The sequence below is a fragment of the Lutispora thermophila DSM 19022 genome, from assembly GCF_900142105.1.
GTDB lineage: Bacteria > Bacillota > Clostridia > Lutisporales > Lutisporaceae > Lutispora > Lutispora thermophila.
The window spans coordinates 399,408-423,113 of sequence record NZ_FQZS01000003.1 but is presented as its reverse complement, the minus strand read 5'-3'; the positions used below and the strand labels follow the sequence as shown (position 1 = coordinate 423,113).

Sequence of the window (23,706 nt, the reverse complement as noted above, 5' to 3'; positions counted from 1 at the left end):
GGAGTAGCAGCAAAGTTCAATTCCCTAAAGAACTGAGGCAAGCTATCTTTAGATTAAGGCGAAGGATTGAAACGTCAGCATCCCAGCTTGTTTGTCAACTCAATATTGAGAGAGTACTAGCGAAGTCTTTTTGGGGGTTACAAACAAGGATTAAAACCAAATTATTGGCTTATAACTTGTGTTATTACATCAATAAACTTATAGGCCGTGAGTCACATTCAAGAATCAAAGAGTTAGTATTTGGTTAATTAATCCACACAAAATTATCTAGCAAGGATTTTATACCCTTATTAGTTGGTATAATATTCCTTAAAATCAAATCTTACTACCTAGCACAAGAGGTTAAATTATTATATTCGATAGGATGGATTTGAGTGAAAAATAATTTGATTATGTTTTGTAACTCCATAGGAATAGAGAATGTAGGAATTGCTCCAGCAGAATATTACAATGACTTTGGAGTCATATGGAAAAATCAATTGGATAAAAATTATGTAAGCGGTTTTGAAGAAAAAGATATAGAAAAAAGGCTTAACCCAAAATTAACATTGGAAGATGCAAAATCTGTTATAGTGTGCCTCTTTCCCTATTATACAGGCACTGAAGAACATTCAAACATATCAAAGTATGTTTATGGTATAGACTATCACAAAATAGCAATAAAGAAACTGGAAACCATATCCGACTTTTTAAAATCAACTATAGAAGGCTTTCAATATAAGGCCTTTGTAGACAACGGTCCCCTTAGCGACAGACATGTAGCCTATAGGGCTGGCTTAGGTTTCTTAGGAATAAACAGCCATTTGATAACAGACAAGTATGGCTCCTTTGTATTCATCGGATATATTATAAACAACTATCCCTTTGAGCCTGATAAACCACAAGATAGAACCTGCTATCTATGCTTTAATTGTGTCAGAAACTGCCCAGGACAATGTATCCTAGGAGACTTTACCATAAATCCCTTGAGATGCAAATCTTACATAACACAGAAAAAGAGGGATTTGACAAAAGAAGATATTGGAATACTAAAAAAGCACAGGCTGATATGGGGCTGTGATGTCTGTCAGGATGTCTGCCCTCATAACAAGAATGTTCAAAAAACAACCATTAAAGAATTTCGAGAGAACCTTACATACAACATTGATTGTGAGGAGCTAAAGCAAATGTCAAACAAAGAATTTATAAGAAGATACGGAGATAGAGCTTTTAGTTGGAGAGGAAAAGCTATACTTATCAGAAACCATCAACTTATAAACGAATAAATAGCCTAAGGCGTCACAAGCCCTAGGCTACCCTTATTTCTTACCCCATTCATCTTTCTTAAATAGTATACTTAGCCTTATAAGAAATTTTGCATGTTTTTTTCTAAAGTACCTTACTTAAAAATTCTTTAATTCTTGGATTTTGAGGATTGTCAAAGACATCCTTCGGTGTCCCCTCTTCAACTATGAGTCCCTGATCCATAAACATAACTCTTGTGGCAACCTCTTTGGCAAATCCCATCTCATGAGTAACCACTACCATAGTCATTCCATCCTTTGCAAGTCCTTTCATAACCTCCAAAACCTCTCCAACCATCTCCGGATCAAGAGCTGAAGTAGGTTCGTCAAAAAGCATGACTTCTGGCGACATAGCCAATGCTCTTACAATCGCTATTCTCTGCTTCTGCCCTCCTGATAACTGATTAGGATAACTATCAGCCTTATCTTCTAATCCTACTTTTTTGAGCAATTGCACTGCTTTTCTCTTAGCCTCATCTTCATTTTCCTTTTTAAGCTTGGTTGGTGCTAAGATTATGTTTTCCACGATAGTCATATGGGGAAAAAGGTTAAACTGTTGAAATACCATACCCATCTTTTGTCTTTGCTGATCTATGTTACACTTTTTATCGTTCAGTTTTATCCCTTGAAATATGACCTCACCTTGATCGGGCTCTTCCAACATGTTAAGGCATCTAAGAAATGTACTCTTACCTGAGCCGCTGGGGCCAATGATGACAACAATTTCTCCCTTTTCAATATTAGTATTTATACCCTTCAAAACATTTAATTTACCGAATTTTTTATGAAGATTAGATACCTTAATCACTTGCCTTCATCCTCCTTTCAAGAAAAGCAACAAACCTGGAAGCCGCAAAAGTAATGCAAAAATATACGGATGCTGCTACCAAAAGTGGCTCAAATCCCTTTGCGGTAGCTCCCCTTACAATGTCGCCGGCCTTTGTAAGTTCCATTATTCCTATAACAGACACAATTGATGTCTCTTTAACAAGAGTAACAAATTCATTTCCCAAAGCCGGCAGTATATTCTTGAAAGCTTGAGGTATTATAACATACCTCATGGCCATGGAACTGCCAAGCCCCAAGGATCTGGCCGCTTCCATCTGTCCTTTGTTTATTGATTGTATACCAGCTCTGATTATTTCTGCCACATATGCTCCACTGTTTATAGCCACCGCTGCTGCTCCAATCATAAAATCTGAAGAGTCATAACCGATGATCTTGGACAAAGCAGGTATTTCTGGGAGGCTTATATATTGGGATATGCCAAAATAAAGTATCATTATTTGAATTAAAATAGGCGTACCCCTAATGATCTCTATATATGTGACAGCAATATACCTAAGCAACTTATTATTGGATAATCTGAATAATGCAAATATCAGTCCCAGAATAATACCGAAAGTTATAGCTATACATGTGAGCAAAATTGTGTTTTTTGCACCATTTAAATAATACCAACCATATTTTTTTAAAAATAAAAAGTCCAACCTACTTCCCCCTATAGTTATCTCATGTATTCAGCAAAATAATAATTATTCAATCAATTCTTGCAAATTTATTCACTTATCCCTGAAGACAGTTTAATAGCATTAGCTACAAATTCATCAATTTTGCCTTCATCAGCCAATCTTTTTAGTGTTTTATTCACTTGTTCGAGGAGCTCTGTATTTCCTTTCTTTACTGCTGCTGCAGATCCTCCTACTTCATCTATTACTTGCACTTCACTTATTATAAGGTCAGGATTTTCTTCCACATATGCCTTAGCCACCGGCAACTCAAGAACAATTGCATCGCATTTTTTTGCTTTCAGATCAAGTATCAGGTCTCCTACCTTTGTCAGTGTTTTCAACTGGCAGCCTTTTAATTGTTCTGCTGCTATTTTTTCCTGTGATGTTCCCTGCTGTACAGATACCTTTACACTTTGAAAATCATCTACAGTTTTGTATTTATCCTTGTCTTCCAGCCTAATAATTACTCCTTGCTCAGCTGTGTAATATATATCACTGAAATCAGCATTCTTTTTCTTTTCATCATCAGGAGTCATACCTGCTAGAACCAAGTCTACTTTACCTGCTTCAAGAGCTCCTAACAAAGATGAAAAGTTCATATCCTTAATTTCAAGTTCTTTTCCCATATCTTTTGCTATCTCTTGAGCAATGTCTATATCAAATCCTACGATCTTGTCCTCGCCATTTTGCATTATATGCCATTCATAAGGTGGATAATCAGCACTTGTCCCTACCACAAGCTTATCTGTTTCCGTTTGTTTTACACATGCCGTGAAAGATAAGGCTAAAACGCCAACCACACATAATAGAAATGATTTTTTTAACATTTTTTTCATAATCTCTTCCCCCTATTTAAATAATTATCAATCGATACTTAATTATTATACATATACAAGAATAATTATACAATATATTTTTATAAATTTTCATGTGTTTTTAAAAAATAAATAGCCTGAAGTTTTTTATAAACTTCAGGCTATTTATTTTCCCTGCTCTTTTAACTATACTTAGAACTTATATCTTATTCAAATACTTTAAACATACCTTTCTTAGCTCCGCATACAGGACAAGCATCTGGAGCATGATCTGTAACCGTATAACCACAAACCGGGCAAATATATACTGGGCCTATTTCCATATCCTTGCCCTCTTTTGCAGCATCCTGAGCTTTCTTGAAAAGCTGAGCATGTATCTTTTCTGCCTCAAGGGCATAATGGAAAGCCTTTTCTGCATCTTTCTCATTTTGGAATTTGGCTGTTTCCAGATATACAGGATACATTTGCTCTACTTCATGCAACTCTCCATCTATGGCACCTTGTAAATTGTCTACGGTCTTACCTAAACCAAATACCCCACCTGCAGTTACACTATAAGCTCCTTCTCTCTCCTTTAGAGCTTTAAAATGGTTAGTAGCATGTGCCTGTTCAGCATAGGCTATGGCTCTAAAGAGTCTTCCAATATTGGGCATGTTTTCTTTATCAGCCACATCACCCCATATCAGATATCTCATATGAGCCATACTTTCTCCACCATAAGCAGAGCGCAAAAAATCCGCAGTCATGTCATTATTTACTGCCATTTATTATCCTCCTTTCCAAACTATTCTTACATAGTATGGCTAAAATAATGGCAAATAATACATATTCTTACTGTATATATTAGTTCAATTCTCCAAGGGATGTCAAATAATTTTTTTCAACAAATAATTACTTAAAAAACTGAATCTTTGTAATAACTAGAAAAGAGGCTTTCTTATAAACATTTTAATAAGAAAGCCTCTTTTTTCATATCATATTTTTATGAATTTCTTAAGAAATTGATCCACCTAAGTTAAGAGCTGCTCTAAACATCATAAAGAGCTTAATATAGTCATCTGCTTCTATTCTTATAGTCTTTTCATCAATTCTCATAGCTTCAGGCAAAAGCATAGCGTTACCAGCCATTACTTCTTTGTTGAATTCTATGTCCATTGTTATTTTGCCATCATATTTGAGAATTGGTTTTCTATCTCTATTCTTAATGGCTTCTGCTAGCTTTGTTCTATAAAGCTCTCTAACTGTTTCTTTAGAGAAGTTATGGGCGCAATATCTGGAAATTGCCTTTTTGACAATTATCGTTTCCAAATCTCCTATCTCTTCTTTAGCCTGGGCTGCCAGCATGTCATCTCCTGATATGGCAAGAATAGGAATACCAAAGTATCCTGCTACTCCTGCATTGATGCCGCATTCTCCCATTCTCTTTCCATTGATTGTAACATTTGCTATGGATTTGCTTGAATATGTGTGATTATAAAGTCCATTTATAGTGCCTGCCCTTGAGTGATATCCAACATATATGACTCCGTCAAAGGTATCATCAATACCTTCCATCATACTAAATGGCTTAGGACTTCCACTTATCAATTGAGCTCTAGGATCCAATTCTTCTATCAGCAGATTATCCATACTGCTGTGAGAATCGTTTACTACTACTTCAGTAGCCCCATTATTAAAAGCCTCTTCTATTGCCCAGTTTGCTTCTTGAGTCATAAGCTTTCTAGCGCGGTTATACTCACTTGAATCATTTGATACATGGGAGGAAGATACCAATCCCCATATTCCTTCCATATCTACGGATATATATAATTTCAACTGCCCTTCTCCTTTCCCATAACTTAAAAATCATATAACAATAGTTAAATTACAGAGTTATCAGACTTAGGTTGCAAAATATACACTATTCCTGACCAAGCTTTTTCAAACTCAGCAAGTCTATATTCTCTTCTTACTGTATCATAATCAGGAGCTGCAGGATCGTTGACAATAATGTACTCCTCACCATCTTTTATGGTAAAACCTCGAACAACTAACAAGTGTCCTGAAGGATATGCCATAGGTGAGCCTATTATATCTTCCTTATCTTTTGTTCTAATAGATGCAACAACAGGTATATCCATGGAAATCATTTTCTTTAATTTTGCAATTGAAGGGTACCTTTCGATATAAGCATCAAAGCCATTAGCTCCTGCATAAGCCACATTGTAAGACCAGTTGCCATATATTTCTGCTCCGCTGTCATATACACCTAAAGCTACATCTTCAGTAGGTATATTTACACCATAATATTCCATAATCATGGCTACAGATGTGGGACTGCATATTATATTTCCTATTTTAGGAATAACCATCTGTGATCTTTCAGGTACTTTCAAGTCCTTCAGCCATTCATTTTTTTCTACAATGATTTCTTCATCACTATCTGACAGCTTTAATGCTGCTGATATAGCTGTTAACTTTGGACTTGATAATTTTATTGAGTTTCTTCTCATTACAACTTTATACATAAATCCATCAGCTGCTTTTCTATCGAGGATGTTTATAGTATCAATATCCATGACAGCGATATGATCTTTCTGGTTATTTATGCTAGCTCTATTTTCCAAGGACCATTTTCCATAAGAAAACCAAATGGACCATTCAGCTTCCCTTCTTACCTTAAACAGCACCTCTACTTCTGTTCCTTCCGGGGTTTCTGCATTCCAAGCTGCGACTATGTTTTTAAACTTTTTTGCATTAACTTCAACTGATGTATATATTCCATTTAAAATGTTTTCCTTCAATTCCAATTGACCCTTGTCGTTCAACATTACTCTGTCGCATATGCCTGATTGAAAATCCAAACCTTTATGTCTCAATGTTATATCTTTTAATTCAATTTCTTTCAAAATATAACCTCCAATTTGATACTAAACCCCAGATTCATCTTTTACTGCTCCAGTATCTTCCTATATTCCTGCAATTCCTTTTCATTTCCTAATACAAAATGCTCTGGTTCTATCTCCACCCATTTAGGCTTATCAATGGAGTAATCATGACAGCCAGGATCATAGACTTCAAGAACCTTATTCTTCTCACGCCTTGGATCCGGCAATGGTATTGCCGAAAGCAAAGCTCTTGTATATGGATGCAATGGATGAGTAAAAAGTTTTTCAGTTTCTGCCAGTTCTACAATTTTTCCTTTATGGATTACAGCTAATCTGTCCGTTATGAATCTAACAACGGATAAGTCGTGAGCTATAAATAAATATGTTAGTCCCTTTTCTTTCTGAAGCTCAGACATAAGATTCAATACCTGGGCACGTATTGAAACATCCAGCGCAGATATAGGTTCATCAGCTATTATGAGTTCCGGCTCCATAACCAAAGCTCTGGCAATTCCTATTCTCTGCCTTTGGCCACCGGAAAACTCGTGGGGAAAACGGCTTAAAAATTCCGGCAGCAATCCAACATCCAGTAAGGCCTTTTCTACCTTTGCTCTTCTTTCTTCTTCTGTTTTATAGTTTTTGATATTATATAGACCTTCAGATACTATATAATCAACCTTTGCTCTTTCATTAAGGGAAGCCATTGGATCCTGGAAAATCATCTGAATTTTTCTCGTAATTTCTTTATCTAATTCCTTGTCTATCTTTCCATTTATCTTCTTTCCCTTGAATAATATTTCACCCTCTGTTGCTTCATTGAGACGTATTATTGCTCTTCCTATCGTAGTTTTGCCGGATCCTGATTCTCCAACCAGTCCAAAGGTTTCTCCCTTATATATAAAGAAGCTTACATTATCAACCGCTCTAAATCTACTCTTAGTGCCCTTATTAAATTCTACAGATAGATTTTTAACTTCTAACAGGATTTCTTTTTCATGCATTGTCATTCAACCCCCATTGCTTTCGAAGTATTGCAATAGACTCAGGCGGTTCTACCTTTGGCGCTCGTGGATCCAGTAACCATGTTTTTGCTTTGTGTGTTGGGCTTACTGAAAAATAAGGTGGTTTTTTTACGAAATCTATTTTCAAAGCTTTTGGATTACGAGGTGCAAAGGCATCTCCTTTAATTTCATAAAATAGATTCGGCGGTGTGCCCTTTATAGAGTTAAGAGGTTTACCCTTCACACCTAACTGGGGTAAAGATGATAGCAGCGCCCATGTATAAGGGTGTTGCGGATTGTAGAAAACCTCTTCGCATTTTCCTATTTCAATAATATCACCTGCATACATAACGGCTATTCTATCTGCTACATTAGCTACAACCCCTAAATCATGAGTTATATATATGGTAGTTAGATTATATTTCTCCTTCAAGCTCTTTAGCAGGTTCAATATCTGGGCTTGTATTGTTACATCCAAGGCAGTTGTAGGCTCATCACATATAAGAATTCTTGGTTTGCATGCCACCGCTATAGCTATTACAACCCTTTGCCTCATACCTCCGGAAAATTCATGGGGGTACTGCTTATATCTTCTTTCAGGATCCGATATTCCTACATCACTCAAAATCTCCAAAACAGCTTTTTTGGCCTCATCTTTTCTTAAACCTTGATGAAGCTCTACTGCTTCTTGGACCTGTTTCCCAATGGTTTTAAGAGGATTTAGGGATGTCATAGGATCTTGAAATACCATAGCGATTTTCTTCCCTCTTATCTTTATCCAATCATCTTCTGTTTTATATTTAGCCAAATCCTGACCTTCAAACATTATGCTTCCCGAATCCACCCAACCATTGCCATCCAAGAGTCCCATAAAGGTTTTGGTAAATACGGATTTGCCCGAACCCGATTCTCCTACAATAGCCAAGCTCTCACCCTCATATAAGTCCAGAGATGCTTCCCTTATTGCAGTCAATATTTTTCCTCTTAGCTTAAACTTTACAACCAAGTCATTAACAGATAATATTACTTTCGATTCCTCCATATTAGCACCTCCTAAACATGGTTTCTCGGATCAGCCGCATCTGCAAAAGCATTACCCATTACATAAAAGGATATGGTAATCATGGATAATACGATAGCAGGGAAAATCAACTGATATCTCAAGGATGGAACCATCATTAGAGCTCTTCCCTCATTTATAAGGTTGCCCAGTGATGGAATGCTTACAGGAAGCCCCAAACCTATATATGTTAGAAATACTTCATAGCCTATTGCTGCGGGAATAGCCAATGCTATTCTCAACATGATTACGGATACTAAATATGGAAGAAGATTTTTAGTGATTATTCTTCTTGTTGGAGTGCCTAAACATTTAGATGCCAGATTGTATTCTCTATCTCTTATGATAACGATAAGGTTTCGCACAAATCGCGCCATTCCAAGCCATCCTGTTATGCACATGGCTACAATTATAGTGGTCAAACTAGGTCTCATTATATAAGTCATTAAAATAAGCACAATTGTAACTGGAATATTGTCCAAAACATTATATATCTCGGTTATGATTCGGTCCAAAGATCTTACATATCCCCACAATGCTCCAATAATTATTCCTGCAAATGCTTCCCAAAGTCCAACAACTACTCCAATGAAAAGCGAAGTTCTTGTACCGCTCCATATTCTAGACCATAGGTCCTGACCAATGGAATTTGTACCAAACCAAAATTCTTTATCCGGTGGATGATTTCTTAACTGCATGTTTGTTGTCTCATCAATATAAATCTTGGTAGGATGTTTCTGATTGGGTAAATAAGGTTGTATTATAGTAAATGACACCAATACAATAATCAATATCAAAAGAGCAAAGGCCACTCTGTTCTTTATAAACACCTGCCAAGTGGAACGCCAGTATGAATAATTGGAATATCCTGCTCTCTGCGCTTCAGCATCATCGAATTCAGCAAATTCAAATAAATTTTCTGTTATGCCATCTGTTACTTTGTTAATTTTCTTGTTACCCATTATCTGGCACCACCTTTCTTGTTCAAATTGATTCTAGGATCAAATAATGCCATCAAAATATCACCTAAGAATAAACCTACAATACCAATAGATGAATAAATCAATACCAATGCCTGAACTACAGTATTATCTTGCCTTTGAATAACATCCACCAAAAGCCCGCCCATACCTGGTATGGAATATAATGATTCTATATAGATGGAACCTGCAATTGTATACAATATGGTACTTGGCAAGTACTGAGCCATAGGAACAAAGGCATTTCTGAACACATGCTTTACCATTATAGCCTTGTTTCTCAAACCTTTAGCCCTTGCTAATTTTACATAATCCTTGTTTAACTCGTCTACCATGTATCTCCTCATCCACATGGCATAGGATGCAGTACCACCCAATGACATGGATATGGCAGGCAGAATCCAAGTCCTCGGATCATCAGCTTTAAACAACATAGGTACATTGAAAATGCCTGTCAGATAAAGCTGAATAAACAGGTAGTACACAGCAGCAGGAACTGCATTTATGAATACTATATAACAAGTACCTAGCTTATCCCAAAATTTGCTTTTGCTCCTTGCCATTAATATGCCAAGAGAAACACCGAATACGAGTGATATGGCTACAGCAGTCAATCCAAAATACAATGAATAGGGGATTTTTGATTTGAGTATCTCCGCAATAGGAACCTTTGGTCTATATATATTAGATACTCCTAAATCTCCAGATAATATTGACTTATAAAAGTTCAACAACTGAATGTGTATAGGATCTCTAAGTCCCATACCAGCCAGTATCGCTTCCCTCTGTGCTTCATCCAGTTTTTCATAAGCTTGACCAAAGTATCCTTCCTCCGGCATCAATCTCATGAGAAGAAAAACAACTGTAACGATTATAAACAGAGTGATCAAAGATTGCCCCAGTCTCTTTAGCGAATACTTTAACATGTCTTTCCCCCTTTTCTTAAATGCTGTGTTCTGTATAAAAAGCTACGAATAACATATAACTAAAGCCTGCACTTCCATGTTTATACTGCAGGCTTTAGTTATATGAACTTTGAAGGAGACTTCATTCAGAGAAAATATTAATCTGCTCTGAATGCTAGTCGAGTCCATACTAAACTTAACCGCCCTTAGCACCCGCCACCTATTGAGACGGGAACTTCAGGGCGGGTCAGTTTAGTGCAATAAGTCTTAGGCTAACTTACTTTGCTGCTTTTAATGCTTCAGCACGTTCTTTTTCCCATTTTTCAAGTTCTGCATTGAATTGCTCCGAATTCATCGGCTTATCCATAACCTTCTGTCCTTTGTATCTTTCAGCAGATACTCCAAACGGTGAATACTGAGATTCAAATGGATTCAATCTGGAAGCAGAGTATCCGCCACCTCCTACTGCATAAGGTATTACAAAAGCTTGGTCAATAAAGAATGCTTCTGCCTCAGCAAAGAGAGTATATCTTTTAGCGATGTCTAAAACTTCGGCTCTAGCAACATCTACCATGTTTGTATAAGTGTTCTTTCCATTTGCTTCCATATATCCTTCAGCTTTTTCAGGCCAGTTGTATGTGGCTCCTGGATAGAATGGATCAGTGTAAGTTTCTGGATCAGCATAGTCAGGTCCCCAGTTGCACTCTAAGAATGCATAGTTACCAGCTCTTCTGACTTCTGCCAAAAATCCTGTTGGTGGTTTAGGATCTATTATTATATCAATATAATCTGTACCTAATAGATTTTCCATCTGCTGCTCAATAACTTGTGCTCTATTTGCCCAGTCACTGCTGCTGGTATTATAAGGCATCAATACTTTTACTGGGAACTTGGCTTTGCCCTGCAATTCTGCTAAAGCCTTCTCTTTATATTGTAAAGCTAGTTGTGGATTAAAGGAATCTGTGTTTGCAAAGTTTGCAAGCTTGCCAAGTTGTGTATAATCAGTACCATCCAAATCGACAAAGTTCTTTGGTGTTATTGTATTTGATAATCTCTTCTCTGGATCATATGGTTCTGCAGTAAGCATGGCAGCTTTTCTGTCCAGAGCGTGGAACATGGATTTACGGAAGTTAAGGTTATTTACAACTATCTTCCAGTTTTCAGGTTCATATTCTGCTGAGAACTTAGGATCGAAATTGAAAGCATAGAAATAAGTATAGAAGCCTGTTCTGTTAGGACGAACCATATCTTTCTTTGCAGGATCTTTCATCCATTCATCTATAAGAGATGAAGATATATCTGCATAATCTACCTCTCCACGAAGCAATAACTCAGGAGCAAGTGTAGAAGCTTCCTTATTGTATGTCTGGCTTATTTTCTTAATGTATATGTTCTCTTTGTCCCAATAATTCTCATTTGCAACCAAAATTCTTCTGGTCTGGGGTTCAAAGGTTTCCAAAATATATGCCCCATTGTACAATAGCGTTGTGTTATCTGTGCCGAATCTTTCACCCATTTCATTTAAGAACTGCCCATTTACAGGGAAGAAGCATACATAGTTAAGCATGGATAAGAAGTATGGTGTAGGTTCTCCTAGAGTATATTCTAGCGTATATTTGTCTACAGCTTTAACTCCTACCTGTGAGAAGTCTGTAATTTCTCCTTTATAGAATTTTTCAGCATTTTTGATGACACTATAGGCTATGTTTGCAGTTGCTGATTCATTTTTTGGGTCTAAAATGTATTTCATTGCATCAACAAAGTCCTGTGCCACAACTTCTGCATATTCTTTTCCTTCATGAGTTACCCATTTAACTCCTTCGCGGAGCTTCAATGTCCATACCAAACCATCATCTGATACTGTCCATTCAGTTGCCAAACATGGTTGCACAACACCGTATTTGTCATAATCTATCAATGTGTCTACGAAATTGGCCGCCAAAGCGAACTCATTAGTGCTGGCAGTTTTTAGATAGTTAAGTGTTGTTACCTCTCCTGAATAAAGTATCCTGTATTCCTGTGACCCTTCAGAACCCTTTTCTGAATTCTCTCCAGTCGGTTGGGTTTTACCTGTGCACCCTACTAAAACCATCATTAGTGCTAATACTAAAGCTAATACTCTCTTCATTGTTACCCTCCTTCATTAATAAATCCAAGTAGTTTGTTGCAGAATATTAAGATAATTTATCCTAATAGCTAAGCATCTATATATTTCAAGATGCTTAGCTTATGGATCCTATTAATTTTTAAAATGGTACTCTCTCTTTGGATAACAAATCATCATAAGTTTCTCTTTCTACGATAATTTTCTCTCCATCTTTTGTGAGCAGAAGAACTGCCGGTCTGGGTATTCTGTTATAATTGCTTGCCATAGAGTAGTTATATGCTCCTGTGCTTAATACCGCCAAAATATCTCCCCTTTCTATTTGAGGAACATCCAGATCCCATATCAGTATGTCTCCTGACTCACAACACTTTCCAGCTATAGTGACCTTTCGATCAGGTTTATGATCATATTTGTTTGCTATAACAGCCTCATATTTTGCGCTGTATAGCGCAGGTCTTGGGTTGTCCGGCAATCCTCCATCTACACTTGCATAGGTTCTTGTATCCGGAATCTCCTTCACTGCTCCTATGGTGTATAATGTAATACCGGCTTCCCCTACTATCCACCTTCCAGGTTCTATTATTACTGTAGGTATGTCTATCTCCAATTCTTTACATTTATCTTCAATGGCTTTCATGATACTGTCGGTATAGTACTTCAAAGGTTTTACAGAATCATTCTTTGTATAATATATTCCGAAGCCTCCGCCAGTATTTATCTCTTTTGCAATAAATCCAAAGTCATCTTTCAATCTTCTGTATAGATTCATAACCACATCTATTGCTGCGATATAGGAATCGTTTTCAAACAGATTAGATCCTACATGAAAATGAAATCCCATAAGCTCAATATGTCTGCTATTCATGGCTTTTATCACAGCTTCATCTATGGTTTCTTTTGCAAGAGGTATTCCAAACTTAGAATCCTTTTGTCCTGTTGTTATATACTTATGAGTATTTCCTCCAACTCCCGGAGCTACTCTTATTAGAATTTTAACAGTTTTGCTTAGTCTGGCTGCAATATCTTCTATCATATATAGCTCGTCTATATGGTCCACTATAATTCTTCCTACATCGTTGGCAATAGCCATTTCCATCTCGTCATAGCTTTTATTGTTGCCGTGAAGCATTACCTTGTCCATTGGGAAACCTGCTTTTATCGCTGTGTATAATTCTCCTCCTGATACTACATCCAAGCCTAGGCCTTCACTTTCTATAATCTTGCACATGGTCATGGTAAGAAATGCTTTACTGGCATAAGCTGCCTTGGTATTTTTATGCTTATCAAGGAAGTCTGTTTTTATTTCTCTGCATCTGCTCCTGATGATTTCTTCAGAAAGCACGTACAATGGCGTACCATATTTTTTAGCAAGTTCTACAGTATCATAACCTGCAAACTTGTAGCTTTTTGATTGCTCTATATTTACCACAATGCCAGCTCCTCTAATTAAAATTATAGTATGTAAACATATAGAGCAATTATCATGCCAAACATTATTCCACAATATTCTTCATACAAAGCCTAAAGAATAACAATTAGACACAACCTATTATAATTATGCAAAAATATTTTCCGCAATTTCGGACTGGCTTTGATGGTATCATCTTTAAAGCTCTATTTTAAATATTTCTATGCAAAGTTCATTTGTCCGAAACTTCGGAAATTTTCCGAAAAAACGGATTATTCTATATTGTACTTCTTTAGCTTTTCATAAAAGCTGGTCTTGCTCATTTTTAAAGCTCTCATAGCAGCTTTCTTATCCCCGTTATATGCCATTATGGCTTCTTCAATGGCTCTTCTTTCTGCATCATTTATCACATCCTTTATGGGTCGTATATCATAAGTTTCCCTTTTCTTTTCTTTCTTTCCCTTCTTTATTGCTAAATGGCTGGACAATATGGTATTGCCTTCCGCCAGGTTTACTGCCCTTTCCAATATATTTTCCAATTCTCTTACATTGCCTGGCCAATCATATGCCGAAAGTATGTTCAATGCTTCACCTGAAATTCTCTTTGTTTCACAGCCTATCCTTTTACATATGTCAGGCAGCATGTTCTGAACCAGCAGATATATATCTTCTTTCCTTTCTCTTAAGGGAGGTATCCATATGGGAAAAACATTTATTCTATAATATAAATCTTCCCGAAACCTGCCGGCTATCATTTCCTCTTCAAGATTCTTATTCGTTGCTACTATTATTCTTACATCTACTTCGATGTTTTTGCTTCCTCCAACTTTATAGAAAGTTTTGTCCTGTAATACCTGTAGCAATTTAATTTGCAGCGTTGGCGACATTTCACCTATCTCATCCAGAAAAATTGTTCCCCCTTGAGCAAGCTCAAACATACCTGCCTTGCCGGCTGTTTTTGCACCGGTAAAAGCGCCCCCTTCATACCCAAACAGTTCGCTTTCCAAAAGAGTCTCAGGTATAGAACCACAATTTACATGTATAAATGGCTTGTTCCTATTCTTGCTGTTATTATGTATGGCCCTTGCCAGCATGCTTTTTCCTGTACCGCTTTCTCCTAAAATCAACAGAGTGGAATTGGACTTTGCTGCTTTCATAGCCAGCCTCTTTACATTAATAATTTCTTTGCTTTCTCCAATTATCTCAGGCAGAAATTTGCTTGCCCCCGATTCTTCCTTCAATTTCTTCTCCATCTGCTCTAAATTGAGTAAGGCTTCATCTCTCTGCCTTATTACCCTTTTTATTTCGGATATATCTTCCACCTTCAACACAGCTCCCACTCTCTTGCCATCTCTATCCACAGGCATAAGGGTGCAAATGGTTGGTCTCCCATTTATCTCCTCAAACTTGTTTTCATAGTTTATATCCGCACCGGTGGCTGCAGCATAGAAATCTTTAATAGTTGAACCACCTTTATGAATCTCGAATATATCCTTGCCTATGACATTTAACATCTCAGAGTTTTCACCTTTAGCCATAAACCTCTTACCTGTCAAAATGTCATATAGTCCTTCCCCTCTTGCGGTATAACCATGATACTGATAGAATTTAAGTTCCTTGGAACGGCCATCAATCACAACTATATGTCCTATATAATTAATATAAGACATAACATACTTTTCATTGTCTACCGTTATGCTTATATTCTTGTTTTTAAAGTCGATGACGCTGGATATTTGCATTCCCATATAACTGCAATAAAGCTCCAAAACATTGGTATCATAATCGGGGTTAACATATTTATATAAAGGCAGTGGTTTTTCTCCTTTGGTTGCTCCATATCTTCCTACAGCTACTATTGCATCTCCCAATCGTATTCTGCTATCATGTATGCCTATATAGCCAAGAGCTTCCGGTGTCATATTGCCGTCATCCTTACCCAGACAATTATCTCCTATAATGACTATATCTCCCTCTTCAATTTTTCCGGCCCTGTGGCTTGCACCCTGACTGCTAGTTATTCCAAATATCTCTTTGGCCTTATTATTGTAAAGTTGTATCTTGCCCTTATTATCAATAAAAATAAAGCCTTCGGACATCATATCTGTAAACATTTTGGCGTAGCTATCTGAAGAAAACATCCACATCTTCCTTATCATAAGATTAACTATATAATTCTACATCCTTGCTAGAATTCCTTTTTTGTAATTGCCTTTTTTATGTCAGTACTCTTGAAACTTTGGTATAACTCGAATATTTCATCTTTATGCCTTACAACAGAATCTATAATATTAGGGTCAAAATGCTTACCTCTGCCTTCCATAAGTATATTGAAGGATTCCTCAAACGAAAAGGCTTTCTTGTAAGGTCTCTCACTGGTCAAAGCATCAAACACATCTGCCACAGCTACTATCCTGGCGCTTAGAGGGATATTCTCTCCTGCTTTCCCATGTGGATAACCTGTCCCATCCCATTTCTCATGATGATTCTCTGCAATTTCAATTCCCATTCCGAAAAGATTTGCATCTCTCCTTCTCATGCGTTCTTCTGCTGTCTTCAAAACCTCAGCTCCAAATATTGTATGCTTTTTCATTTCCTCAAATTCTTCTTGAGTGAGCTTACCTGGCTTTAATAGTATTTCATCTCTTACTCCCACTTTGCCTATATCATGCATAGGGCTGAACTTTTCAATTTCCTTTATAAAACCAACAGAGATTTTATCATTATATATATTATCTTCAAGGAGAAACTCTGTAATCTTTACAGAGTATTTCTTCATTCTCTCCATATGTTCTCCTGTTTCCTCATCCCTTGATTCTGCCAGTTTAGCAAGAGCCAAAACTGTGCTGTACAATAACTCATCAATGAAAATATTCTTATTTAGACTTATCGCAATACTACTGGATAAAGTTGACAAAAATTCAATGTGCTGCTCCTTGTAAACATTTTTTGTTGTGGATGAGAAAAATATAATTCCTATTGGCTTATTATCCAGGCTAAGAGGCAATGTTATGGAAGCTTTTATACCTGCTTCAATGAGTATTCTATTATACTCGGCTTTTCTATACTTTGTATAGGATTCCAAGTCATTTATAACTCGTGGTGTTCCATTCTTTACCACATTGCTTAAGCTTGTTTCACTAAGCTTAGCCTGTATACCATGAAGCTTCTTAGGCAAATCACTTAAAGAAGGATCTGATATGCCATAGGAAGCTTCTATTGTCTCCCCGTCATCCTTTAACAGTGCTATGCCTATATGAGAATAAGGTATGAACTCAGAAAATGTGCTATATATGTATCTTAGAATACCTTCAAAGGATGTATCCTGATTCATATTCTTTATCAATTCTATAAGCTTATTTAGCTTCGCAAAGGCCATATCTATCTCTTTTATTACTGGCTCCAACTCGTTTTTCCTAGGCAATGATAAGTTTATATTGCTTTTTAAGGATCCAATATTGCTAAATCCTAAATATATCTCATTCAACGGAACAACAATATATCTATATGACTGTATTATCAATATTAACAATGATACGAGTGCTGTTGCAGACAGTCCCAGCGCAATCATAATACTAGCCTTTAAATCCCTTTTATGAATGGCAATCAATGATTGAAGAATATTATCACTATACTGTAGCAACTTTTCATTATTGCCATTTATAAACTTTAGAGATTTTATCATATCCTTGTCAATTTCATCCTTTTCAATCACCACATCTATAGCTTGCCCGTATTCCTCCCATAAGTTATCAGTAACCTCTATAAATGAGCTTACCTCCTCATGGGAGTTTTTATCATTTATAACAGAATCACCTATATTCAAATAATCACTCTTCAAGGACAGCAATGTTGAGGAATATTCTGCTTTTGCTTTTTTCATAGAATCATTTAATGTTTCAATATCTCCCAGAGGATTTTCATTCATGTCCATAACATTATTGTTGCTTAATGCCTGTATTATTGCATACTTTTGATTAGCATCCTTTGATAACTGCTGAGTCAACATTCTTTGTCTTGCGAAAAAATCTATTACGGCATACTCATCCCTTCTTTCTATGTTGATAAAGGATATTGTATGCATCAGGAACAAAAGCAAAAAAATAATTAGAATGATCATAGCAGCGAATTTTCTAGTAACAGATCTCATAAAGTTTTTATTTAATTGAGGCATTTAATATACATCCTTTCTCAGATTACTTCTTGCAATTATTCCTTTTAAAAAGTATATCATCTTTTTAAATAATTTGTCGATATATCTGTGCACATAAAATTAGACTAGACCGGCAGCATGGCCGGTCTAGTCTAAGCTAAGATCTCCAAATATGCCATAATGCATTATTTCGTCCTCTTGCAAATACATCCAATCTATTTCCACCCCAAGATACTGCTGCAGGTTCTGATGTTATTACTCCTCCAAGGGATTGCCAATTGCTCCATCTTGTACCGTTCCATGTCCTCATCAAGAGGTCTCCCCTTTGACCTTGTGCAAATACCTCAAGTCTGTTTACTCCTGTAGATGAAGCAGCGGGACCTGAGTTAATTATTCCTCCGCCTAAGTCTTCCCAATCGCTCCACCTTGTTCCGTCCCACCATTTATGCCACAATGATTGATTTTGTCCTCTTCCGAACACATCTATTCTGTTTGGACCCCAGGATACTGCTGCTGGAGCAGATGTCAACACTCCTCCGAGGTCTTCCCAATTGCTCCATCTGCTTCCGTCCCACCATTTATGCCACAATGCATTGTTCTGTCCTCTTGCAAATACATCTAGCCTATTTGGCTGCCAGGAAGCAACTGCTGGAGCAGATGTCAAAACTCCTCCCAAGTCCTCCCATTGGCTCCATCTGGTTCCGTCCCACCATTTATGCCACAATGATTGATTTTGTCCTCTTCCGAACACATCTATTCTATTTCTACCCCAGGATACTGCTGCCGGAGCTGACGTCAATACTCCTCCAAGGTCTTCCCAGTTGCTCCATCTGCTTCCGTCCCACCATTTATGCCACAATGCATTGTTCTGTCCTCTTGCGAATACATCTAGCCTATTTGGCTGCCAGGAAGCAACTGCTGGAGCAGATGTCAAAACTCCTCCCAAGTCCTCCCATTGGCTCCATCCAGTAACAGGAGGTGTTGGTGGAACAGGCACCTGATCGTCAATATTTTCAAGTATAAATCTGATTATATCTCTGAATATTTCATTGATTCGATTATTAGGTACACCAAAGCCTCTTAATGTGGTGAAAGCCCACTGCATATCTCTTCTCATACTATTTAATAACTGATTGGTCTTAGCAGGTATTGCTCCTGTATAATTTCCTTGATTTTGCAACACGTAGGATACTATATTCCTGAAAATGTTCTGCACCATCCATCTTGGAACTCTGTATCCCTGAAGTTCGGTGTAATAATTGCTGAACTGCCTATTTATTAAGTTCATCATTCGATTAATTTCTTGAGGACTTTGTCTTGTAAAGTCGTTGTCATCAAAATAGTCATAATAATCAAAGAGGTCATCATCATAATAGCCGTCATCAAAATAGTCATAGTAGTCATCATCAAAATAATCATCGTAATCATCCATATCATAGGGGAACAAATATGGATTTCTTGCATTGTAAAAAGGACATTCATGACTTGGATTCATTGGACATTTCATATATATCAACCTTCCTCCATAAAAAGTCATTACATAATATGCAATAACTTAATGGAAGGTTAATACATTTTTCAATACTCGAAGCTTTTTGCTGATAGTCCATGCTTTTATAGAAACATATTTAAGTTTGCTAATGCTTTAAATTACACCTGATTCCAATATGGTGAATGTTTTATTATTGCAATCTATTTCTGCTAATACTCCGTAGGGCAGTGTCATCATAGGCTCATTATGTCCAAAGGACATGTTGTAGATAATAGGTATGTGTTTTAAACCTAGTTCATTTACTACTACTTTTTTAATTACTTCTTTATACTCCTCATAGTACTTTTCCTGATAAGGTTTTCCCCATATAATACCCTTTGCCTTTTGAAATATTCCCTGGCTGCCATAATTTCTTAGCCAGTATTCTATATAGACAGGCTCAGGCATATCTTCTGATGTTTCAAAAAATAAAATGGCATCTTCAAAAACATCCAATGACGGCCATAGTAAAGTTCCTTTCATCATTTCCATAACTTCTATACATCCACCAATCAAAGGACCTCGTACCTTTCCTTCACCTTGAATAAATTCGTAACCCTGATTTTTCTTCATAGTTTTAGCCATATTCTTGTTCTCTTCCAACCATTCAATGCGTTCACCTGTCCACATTTCTGCCGGTGGAATGGCCCCAATTATAGAATTATCAAAGAGTGTCTTTCTTACCCAGTGCTTCGTATAATCAAATATCTTTATGTTCTCCGCAAACTCTGCCAATATGGAAGGGCCATAAAAGCTTGTTATGCCAGCCTTTAGACATATGAAGTGAGTGATTGTAGAATCAGAATAGCCTATGAAAATCTTAGGATTATTCCTGATGATATCAAAATCTATATAAGGAAGCATTCTGACACTATCATCTCCGCCTATGCATGAGAAAATTGCTTTTATGGATGGATCAGAAAAGGCATCCATCAAATCCTCTGCCCTCTTCTCCGGATGATTGTATATGTATTTAGAACCCTTCAGCGTATTGGACATCTCAACAACTACCAAACCAAACTCATCTTCCAGACGCTTCTTCCCTAATTCATATCGCCATCTCAGCTCAGTGTCACCGGCACCACCCCATGAAAGGCTTACGGTGGCTACCTTATCACCTTTATTCAACTTCTGCGGTTTTGTCAATCTTAACATGCTATATACCTCTCATTCTCCTGTCTATATAATTTTCTTCCACCTATCCATGAAGCATTTCTCCACAAACTCTTTCTTGCTTAAATAGTCTCTCAGTACATCCCTTATATATTCCGGATTATATCTCTCATTGCAGTTATTAGCCAGACTAGGATAGCCTGTGCCTCTTTGAAGATAGTCAGATGTTGCTATTCTATAGGTCTTTTCTTCTTCCAATTCCTCTCCATCAATCAATACTTTCAATAAATTTTTTCCATTATGCTCTATAACAACATTATTGGATACATGAAGCCTGCCAAGATATCTCCCTCTAAATCCTGAACCTCTGCCATCCTGGAGACATACATCAGCCTGAAGTGATAATTTCAATGCTTTCTTTATGTATTCTCCTTTTATCTCCATATATGTGGGATTCAATGGCGATGGACTTATTTCCAGAAGCTTTTTGTTGGAAACTTCTCCTTTTCTAATGCCTCCGCTGAGTATACCGCTGTTTATGATGCTGAAATCGCAATTTACCACATCTTTAAGGGCATCTGCCAAAAGGTTGGTAATAGGGTTTTCCTCAACCACATCATGCCATATATGACGATCTACCTCATAAAGAGGCTGGCTCAGATTCTCTATAGCTATATCCTTTTGCTTCAAAAGCTCATCAGTAATATCCTTGTCCATGGTCAATGACTCAATCTTGATATTTTCTCCTCTAAAGTTCACAATTTTTCCATCCACCACTTCAATATCCAGAACACCTAAGTGTTCTCCATAACTCCCTGATTGATGTATTATGGTACCATTTATCTTTTCTGCTTCTTCCATGAGAGTATGGCTATGGCCACCAATTATTATGTCAATTTCATCTATATTTTGTGCAATTTCAGTGTCTTCTTTTATCCCTAAATGACTAAGAAGTATTGATATATCATACTTACCCCGATTTTCCTCCAGTTCTTGTTTTATTTCTTCCATATAGTCTGTAGCATGCATATTGAGCAGCGAAAAGAATTCATTATATTGAGGACTTGCTCCTATTATCAGGAATCTAAGTCCTCCCCTATCAATGATTATACTTTTCTTTAATCCTTTAATATGACTCAAATCACTTCTATATAAATTACATGAAATAAAAGGCACAAAATTTGAGGTTGTCATGGTCTCTAGTATATCCAACCCTGCAAAGCCTTCATTGTTACCAACAGTTATTGCATCATATGCGGCCAGATTTAACAAACTACATCCTGCTTTTCCATTAGTACCTTGAAGCTCTAGTCTCATAAAATCACTAAAATCTCCAGCGTCCAGAATTATTGTGTTTTCACTCTTCAGTTCTTTTACTTTGGTAACAATCTTTGCGAAATTTTCAAATCTGCTGTGAACATCATTAGTATGCAGTATTCTTATATTCATGTTCTTTCTCCTTTTATTCTTTTATTCTAGCCATCATAATCTCATCAACATATTCACCATTTCTTATGGCTGCCTTTCTCTTGATGCCTTCTTTTTTGAATCCCAACTTTTCATATAAATGAATTGCTCTTGTGTTGTCTGCATATACGCACAATTCCACTCTTACCAGCATAAGCCAATTATCTGCTATATCCAGCAGTGTTCTCATCAAAGCTGAACCAACACCCTGATTCTGATAATCTTTATGCACTGAAATGCCGATACTTCCGGAATGTCTCATGCGTGGACTGGCAGATACGGTCAACCCTGCGGCTCCAATAACTTTTTCTTCTCCTGAATCATCTTTCACAATAGCAACAAATTGATGTGTATTTCTATCCAGGTTAGCAATAAAATCTTCGGCTCTATTCAACCTTTCAGATGGCAAGCCCAACGTGTTTTCGAATACTCCCGGCATGCGGCGAAGCTCACTTAATCCCTTAGCATCTCTTATTTCAATAGGTCTTATGGTGAAATTCATACTCTTTTCCTTCCTTTTTTCGTATTGCATAAAAGTTCCATTTAAAATATAAATTATTTTTCTTTGGCTTTGAAAACAGTCTTTATTGGTGTAAATCCGAAGTTATTTATAAGAAGCCCAATAATTATTACAATGCCTCCAACCCACTGCATACTGGTAAGCCGTTCATCTAAAACAACCCAAGATACAATAAGCCCGGTTATAGGAACCAGAAGAGAAAGAGGTGCTACTTTTGCAGCAGGATATTTGCCCATTAGGCTGCTCCACACACCATATCCAAACAATGTAGCACAAAAAGCCAAATAAAGTATTGAAAATACAGAAACAATGCTTATATTACTCAATGAACTTATTAGTGTTTCCGGCGAATCCAACAATAATGCCATACCTAAAAGCGGTATAGGTGGTATCAAACTTGACCATACAACCATACCAAACATGTCCAATGTCTTATCCTGTGCCTCAGCTTCCTTATTGGCATATCTTAATACTATGTTTGATATAGCCCAGAAAAAAGCCGCAAGAAGTGTTACTAAGAAGGCTCCAAAAGGAACGGTGGATAACCCTCTATCCCCTATAATTCCACCAATAAGGCAAAGCCCAATGGCAGACACTGCAAGACCTGTAATCTGACTTCCTTTTATAGGCTCCTTTAGCAGCATTGCAGCAAATAAAGGCGTCATAAAAGCTTGAGACTGTGTAACTATAGATGATATGCCTGCGGGCATGCCTATATCCATTGCATAGAACAAGCAAGAAAACTGACCTACTCCAACAGTTAAACCATAAGCTATTATGTATTTCCATTGTATTGACGGTTTCTTCACAAAAAATACTGCGGGAAATGCTGCAAAAATATACCTCATTGCAGCCAAAAGCATAGAAGGAATGCCATAAAGCCCTAACTTTATAACAGTGAAATTCGCACCCCATATGATGACTAGAATAAAAGCTAATATAATATCTCGTCTTTTCATAAATCAAGCCCTCCATTAATTGCATA

At 36.9% G+C, this 23,706-nt stretch carries 20 protein-coding genes and 1 pseudogene; 2 read left to right on the top strand and 19 right to left on the bottom strand.

The features are described from left to right. Together BUB48_RS02145 and queG are read left to right on the top strand one after the other, a co-directional pair. Window positions 1-248: pseudogene (locus tag BUB48_RS02145) on the top strand (IS982 family transposase); the annotation flags it as partial. 126 nt (window positions 249-374) lie between these two features. Then, a complete protein-coding gene (gene queG, locus BUB48_RS02140; protein ID WP_073024004.1) occupies window positions 375-1,265 on the top strand; it encodes a tRNA epoxyqueuosine(34) reductase QueG in 891 nt (296 codons plus the stop codon). Window positions 1,266-1,368: 103 nt separating this feature from the next. Here queG and BUB48_RS02135 read toward each other — a convergent pair whose 3' ends face one another. The 19 genes from BUB48_RS02135 to BUB48_RS02045 form a co-directional block, all read right to left on the bottom strand. After that, entirely contained in the window at window positions 1,369-2,091 is a 723-nt protein-coding gene (locus tag BUB48_RS02135) for an amino acid ABC transporter ATP-binding protein (protein ID WP_073024003.1), read from the bottom strand. Next, window positions 2,084-2,773, bottom strand: coding sequence for an amino acid ABC transporter permease (locus BUB48_RS02130; protein WP_073024002.1), 690 nt, complete (start codon window positions 2,771-2,773; stop codon window positions 2,084-2,086). The genes BUB48_RS02135 and BUB48_RS02130 overlap by 8 nt, the downstream gene beginning before the upstream one ends. A 68-nt stretch (window positions 2,774-2,841) precedes the next feature. Continuing rightward, the gene (locus tag BUB48_RS02125) at window positions 2,842-3,633 is read right to left on the bottom strand and encodes a transporter substrate-binding domain-containing protein (RefSeq protein WP_073024000.1); all 792 of its coding nucleotides are present in this window, start codon (window positions 3,631-3,633) and stop codon (window positions 2,842-2,844) included. Window positions 3,634-3,815: 182 nt separating this feature from the next. Continuing rightward, on the bottom strand, window positions 3,816-4,373 hold the full coding sequence (locus BUB48_RS02120; protein ID WP_073023998.1) for a rubrerythrin family protein: 558 nt from the start codon (window positions 4,371-4,373) through the stop codon (window positions 3,816-3,818). A 229-nt stretch (window positions 4,374-4,602) separates the two neighbouring features. Continuing rightward, window positions 4,603-5,424 (bottom strand): M55 family metallopeptidase, encoded by an 822-nt coding sequence (locus tag BUB48_RS02115; protein WP_073023996.1) that lies wholly within the window; start codon window positions 5,422-5,424, stop codon window positions 4,603-4,605. 44 nt (window positions 5,425-5,468) lie between these two features. Further along, complete coding sequence (locus BUB48_RS02110; protein WP_073023994.1) at window positions 5,469-6,497, bottom strand: peptidase C39 family protein; 1,029 nt, start codon at window positions 6,495-6,497, stop codon at window positions 5,469-5,471. 41 nt (window positions 6,498-6,538) lie between these two features. After that, on the bottom strand, window positions 6,539-7,477 hold the full coding sequence (locus tag BUB48_RS02105) for an ABC transporter ATP-binding protein (protein WP_073023992.1): 939 nt from the start codon (window positions 7,475-7,477) through the stop codon (window positions 6,539-6,541). Next, window positions 7,470-8,519 (bottom strand): ABC transporter ATP-binding protein, encoded by a 1,050-nt coding sequence (locus BUB48_RS02100; protein ID WP_073023990.1) that lies wholly within the window; start codon window positions 8,517-8,519, stop codon window positions 7,470-7,472. Before BUB48_RS02100 ends, BUB48_RS02105 begins: the two co-directional genes overlap by 8 nt. Before the next feature lie 11 nt (window positions 8,520-8,530). Further along, window positions 8,531-9,499, bottom strand: a complete 969-nt coding sequence (locus BUB48_RS02095) for an ABC transporter permease (protein WP_073023988.1) — start codon at window positions 9,497-9,499, stop codon at window positions 8,531-8,533. Further along, window positions 9,499-10,443 carry an ABC transporter permease gene (locus BUB48_RS02090; protein ID WP_073023986.1) on the bottom strand — a complete coding sequence of 315 codons (945 nt, stop codon included), beginning with the start codon at window positions 10,441-10,443 and terminating at the stop codon, window positions 9,499-9,501. Before BUB48_RS02090 ends, BUB48_RS02095 begins: the two co-directional genes overlap by 1 nt. A gap of 256 nt (window positions 10,444-10,699) precedes the next feature. Beyond that, the gene (locus tag BUB48_RS02085; RefSeq protein ID WP_084524308.1) at window positions 10,700-12,550 is read right to left on the bottom strand and encodes a peptide ABC transporter substrate-binding protein; all 1,851 of its coding nucleotides are present in this window, start codon (window positions 12,548-12,550) and stop codon (window positions 10,700-10,702) included. A 118-nt stretch (window positions 12,551-12,668) separates the two neighbouring features. Further along, window positions 12,669-13,958 carry a diaminopimelate decarboxylase gene (lysA, locus tag BUB48_RS02080; protein WP_242944143.1) on the bottom strand — a complete coding sequence of 430 codons (1,290 nt, stop codon included), beginning with the start codon at window positions 13,956-13,958 and terminating at the stop codon, window positions 12,669-12,671. Between the two features lie 251 nt (window positions 13,959-14,209). Beyond that, window positions 14,210-16,078: a sigma-54 interaction domain-containing protein gene (locus BUB48_RS02075; RefSeq protein ID WP_073023983.1), complete on the bottom strand. Its 1,869-nt coding sequence runs from the start codon at window positions 16,076-16,078 to the stop codon at window positions 14,210-14,212. 47 nt (window positions 16,079-16,125) lie between these two features. Then, the gene (locus BUB48_RS02070) at window positions 16,126-18,111 is read right to left on the bottom strand and encodes an HD domain-containing phosphohydrolase (RefSeq protein WP_073023981.1); all 1,986 of its coding nucleotides are present in this window, start codon (window positions 18,109-18,111) and stop codon (window positions 16,126-16,128) included. 136 nt (window positions 18,112-18,247) lie between these two features. Continuing rightward, window positions 18,248-19,522, bottom strand: a complete 1,275-nt coding sequence (locus tag BUB48_RS02065; RefSeq protein WP_084524310.1) for a DUF346 domain-containing protein — start codon at window positions 19,520-19,522, stop codon at window positions 18,248-18,250. A 213-nt stretch (window positions 19,523-19,735) separates the two neighbouring features. Continuing rightward, window positions 19,736-20,776, bottom strand: a complete 1,041-nt coding sequence (locus tag BUB48_RS02060) for a S66 family peptidase (protein WP_073023979.1) — start codon at window positions 20,774-20,776, stop codon at window positions 19,736-19,738. 24 nt (window positions 20,777-20,800) lie between these two features. After that, window positions 20,801-22,183, bottom strand: coding sequence for a bifunctional metallophosphatase/5'-nucleotidase (locus BUB48_RS02055; protein WP_073023978.1), 1,383 nt, complete (start codon window positions 22,181-22,183; stop codon window positions 20,801-20,803). A gap of 13 nt (window positions 22,184-22,196) precedes the next feature. After that, the gene (locus BUB48_RS02050; RefSeq protein ID WP_073023977.1) at window positions 22,197-22,703 is read right to left on the bottom strand and encodes a GNAT family N-acetyltransferase; all 507 of its coding nucleotides are present in this window, start codon (window positions 22,701-22,703) and stop codon (window positions 22,197-22,199) included. Window positions 22,704-22,756: 53 nt separating this feature from the next. Further along, complete coding sequence (locus tag BUB48_RS02045; RefSeq protein ID WP_073023976.1) at window positions 22,757-23,680, bottom strand: EamA family transporter; 924 nt, start codon at window positions 23,678-23,680, stop codon at window positions 22,757-22,759. Window positions 23,681-23,706: the final 26 nt, after the last annotated feature.

Excerpts from the sequence above, each read along its gene's own strand:
- BUB48_RS02120 (WP_073023998.1), bottom strand. The coding sequence starts at position 4,373 with ATGGCAGTAAATAATGACATGACTGCGGATTTTTTGCGCTCTGCTTAT.
- BUB48_RS02105 (WP_073023992.1), bottom strand. The coding sequence starts at position 7,477 with ATGCATGAAAAAGAAATCCTGTTAGAAGTTAAAAATCTATCTGTAGAA.
- BUB48_RS02100 (WP_073023990.1), bottom strand. The coding sequence starts at position 8,519 with ATGGAGGAATCGAAAGTAATATTATCTGTTAATGACTTGGTTGTAAAG.
- BUB48_RS02095 (WP_073023988.1), bottom strand. The coding sequence starts at position 9,499 with ATGGGTAACAAGAAAATTAACAAAGTAACAGATGGCATAACAGAAAAT.
- BUB48_RS02090 (WP_073023986.1), bottom strand. The coding sequence starts at position 10,443 with ATGTTAAAGTATTCGCTAAAGAGACTGGGGCAATCTTTGATCACTCTG.
- BUB48_RS02085 (WP_084524308.1), bottom strand. The coding sequence starts at position 12,550 with ATGAAGAGAGTATTAGCTTTAGTATTAGCACTAATGATGGTTTTAGTA.
- BUB48_RS02075 (WP_073023983.1), bottom strand. The coding sequence starts at position 16,078 with ATGTTTTCTTCAGATAGCTACGCCAAAATGTTTACAGATATGATGTCC.
- BUB48_RS02070 (WP_073023981.1), bottom strand. The coding sequence starts at position 18,111 with ATGCCTCAATTAAATAAAAACTTTATGAGATCTGTTACTAGAAAATTC.
- BUB48_RS02065 (WP_084524310.1), bottom strand. The coding sequence starts at position 19,522 with ATGGATGATTACGATGATTATTTTGATGATGACTACTATGACTATTTT.
- BUB48_RS02060 (WP_073023979.1), bottom strand. The coding sequence starts at position 20,776 with ATGTTAAGATTGACAAAACCGCAGAAGTTGAATAAAGGTGATAAGGTA.
- BUB48_RS02055 (WP_073023978.1), bottom strand. The coding sequence starts at position 22,183 with ATGAATATAAGAATACTGCATACTAATGATGTTCACAGCAGATTTGAA.
- BUB48_RS02050 (WP_073023977.1), bottom strand. The coding sequence starts at position 22,703 with ATGAATTTCACCATAAGACCTATTGAAATAAGAGATGCTAAGGGATTA.
- BUB48_RS02045 (WP_073023976.1), bottom strand. The coding sequence starts at position 23,680 with ATGAAAAGACGAGATATTATATTAGCTTTTATTCTAGTCATCATATGG.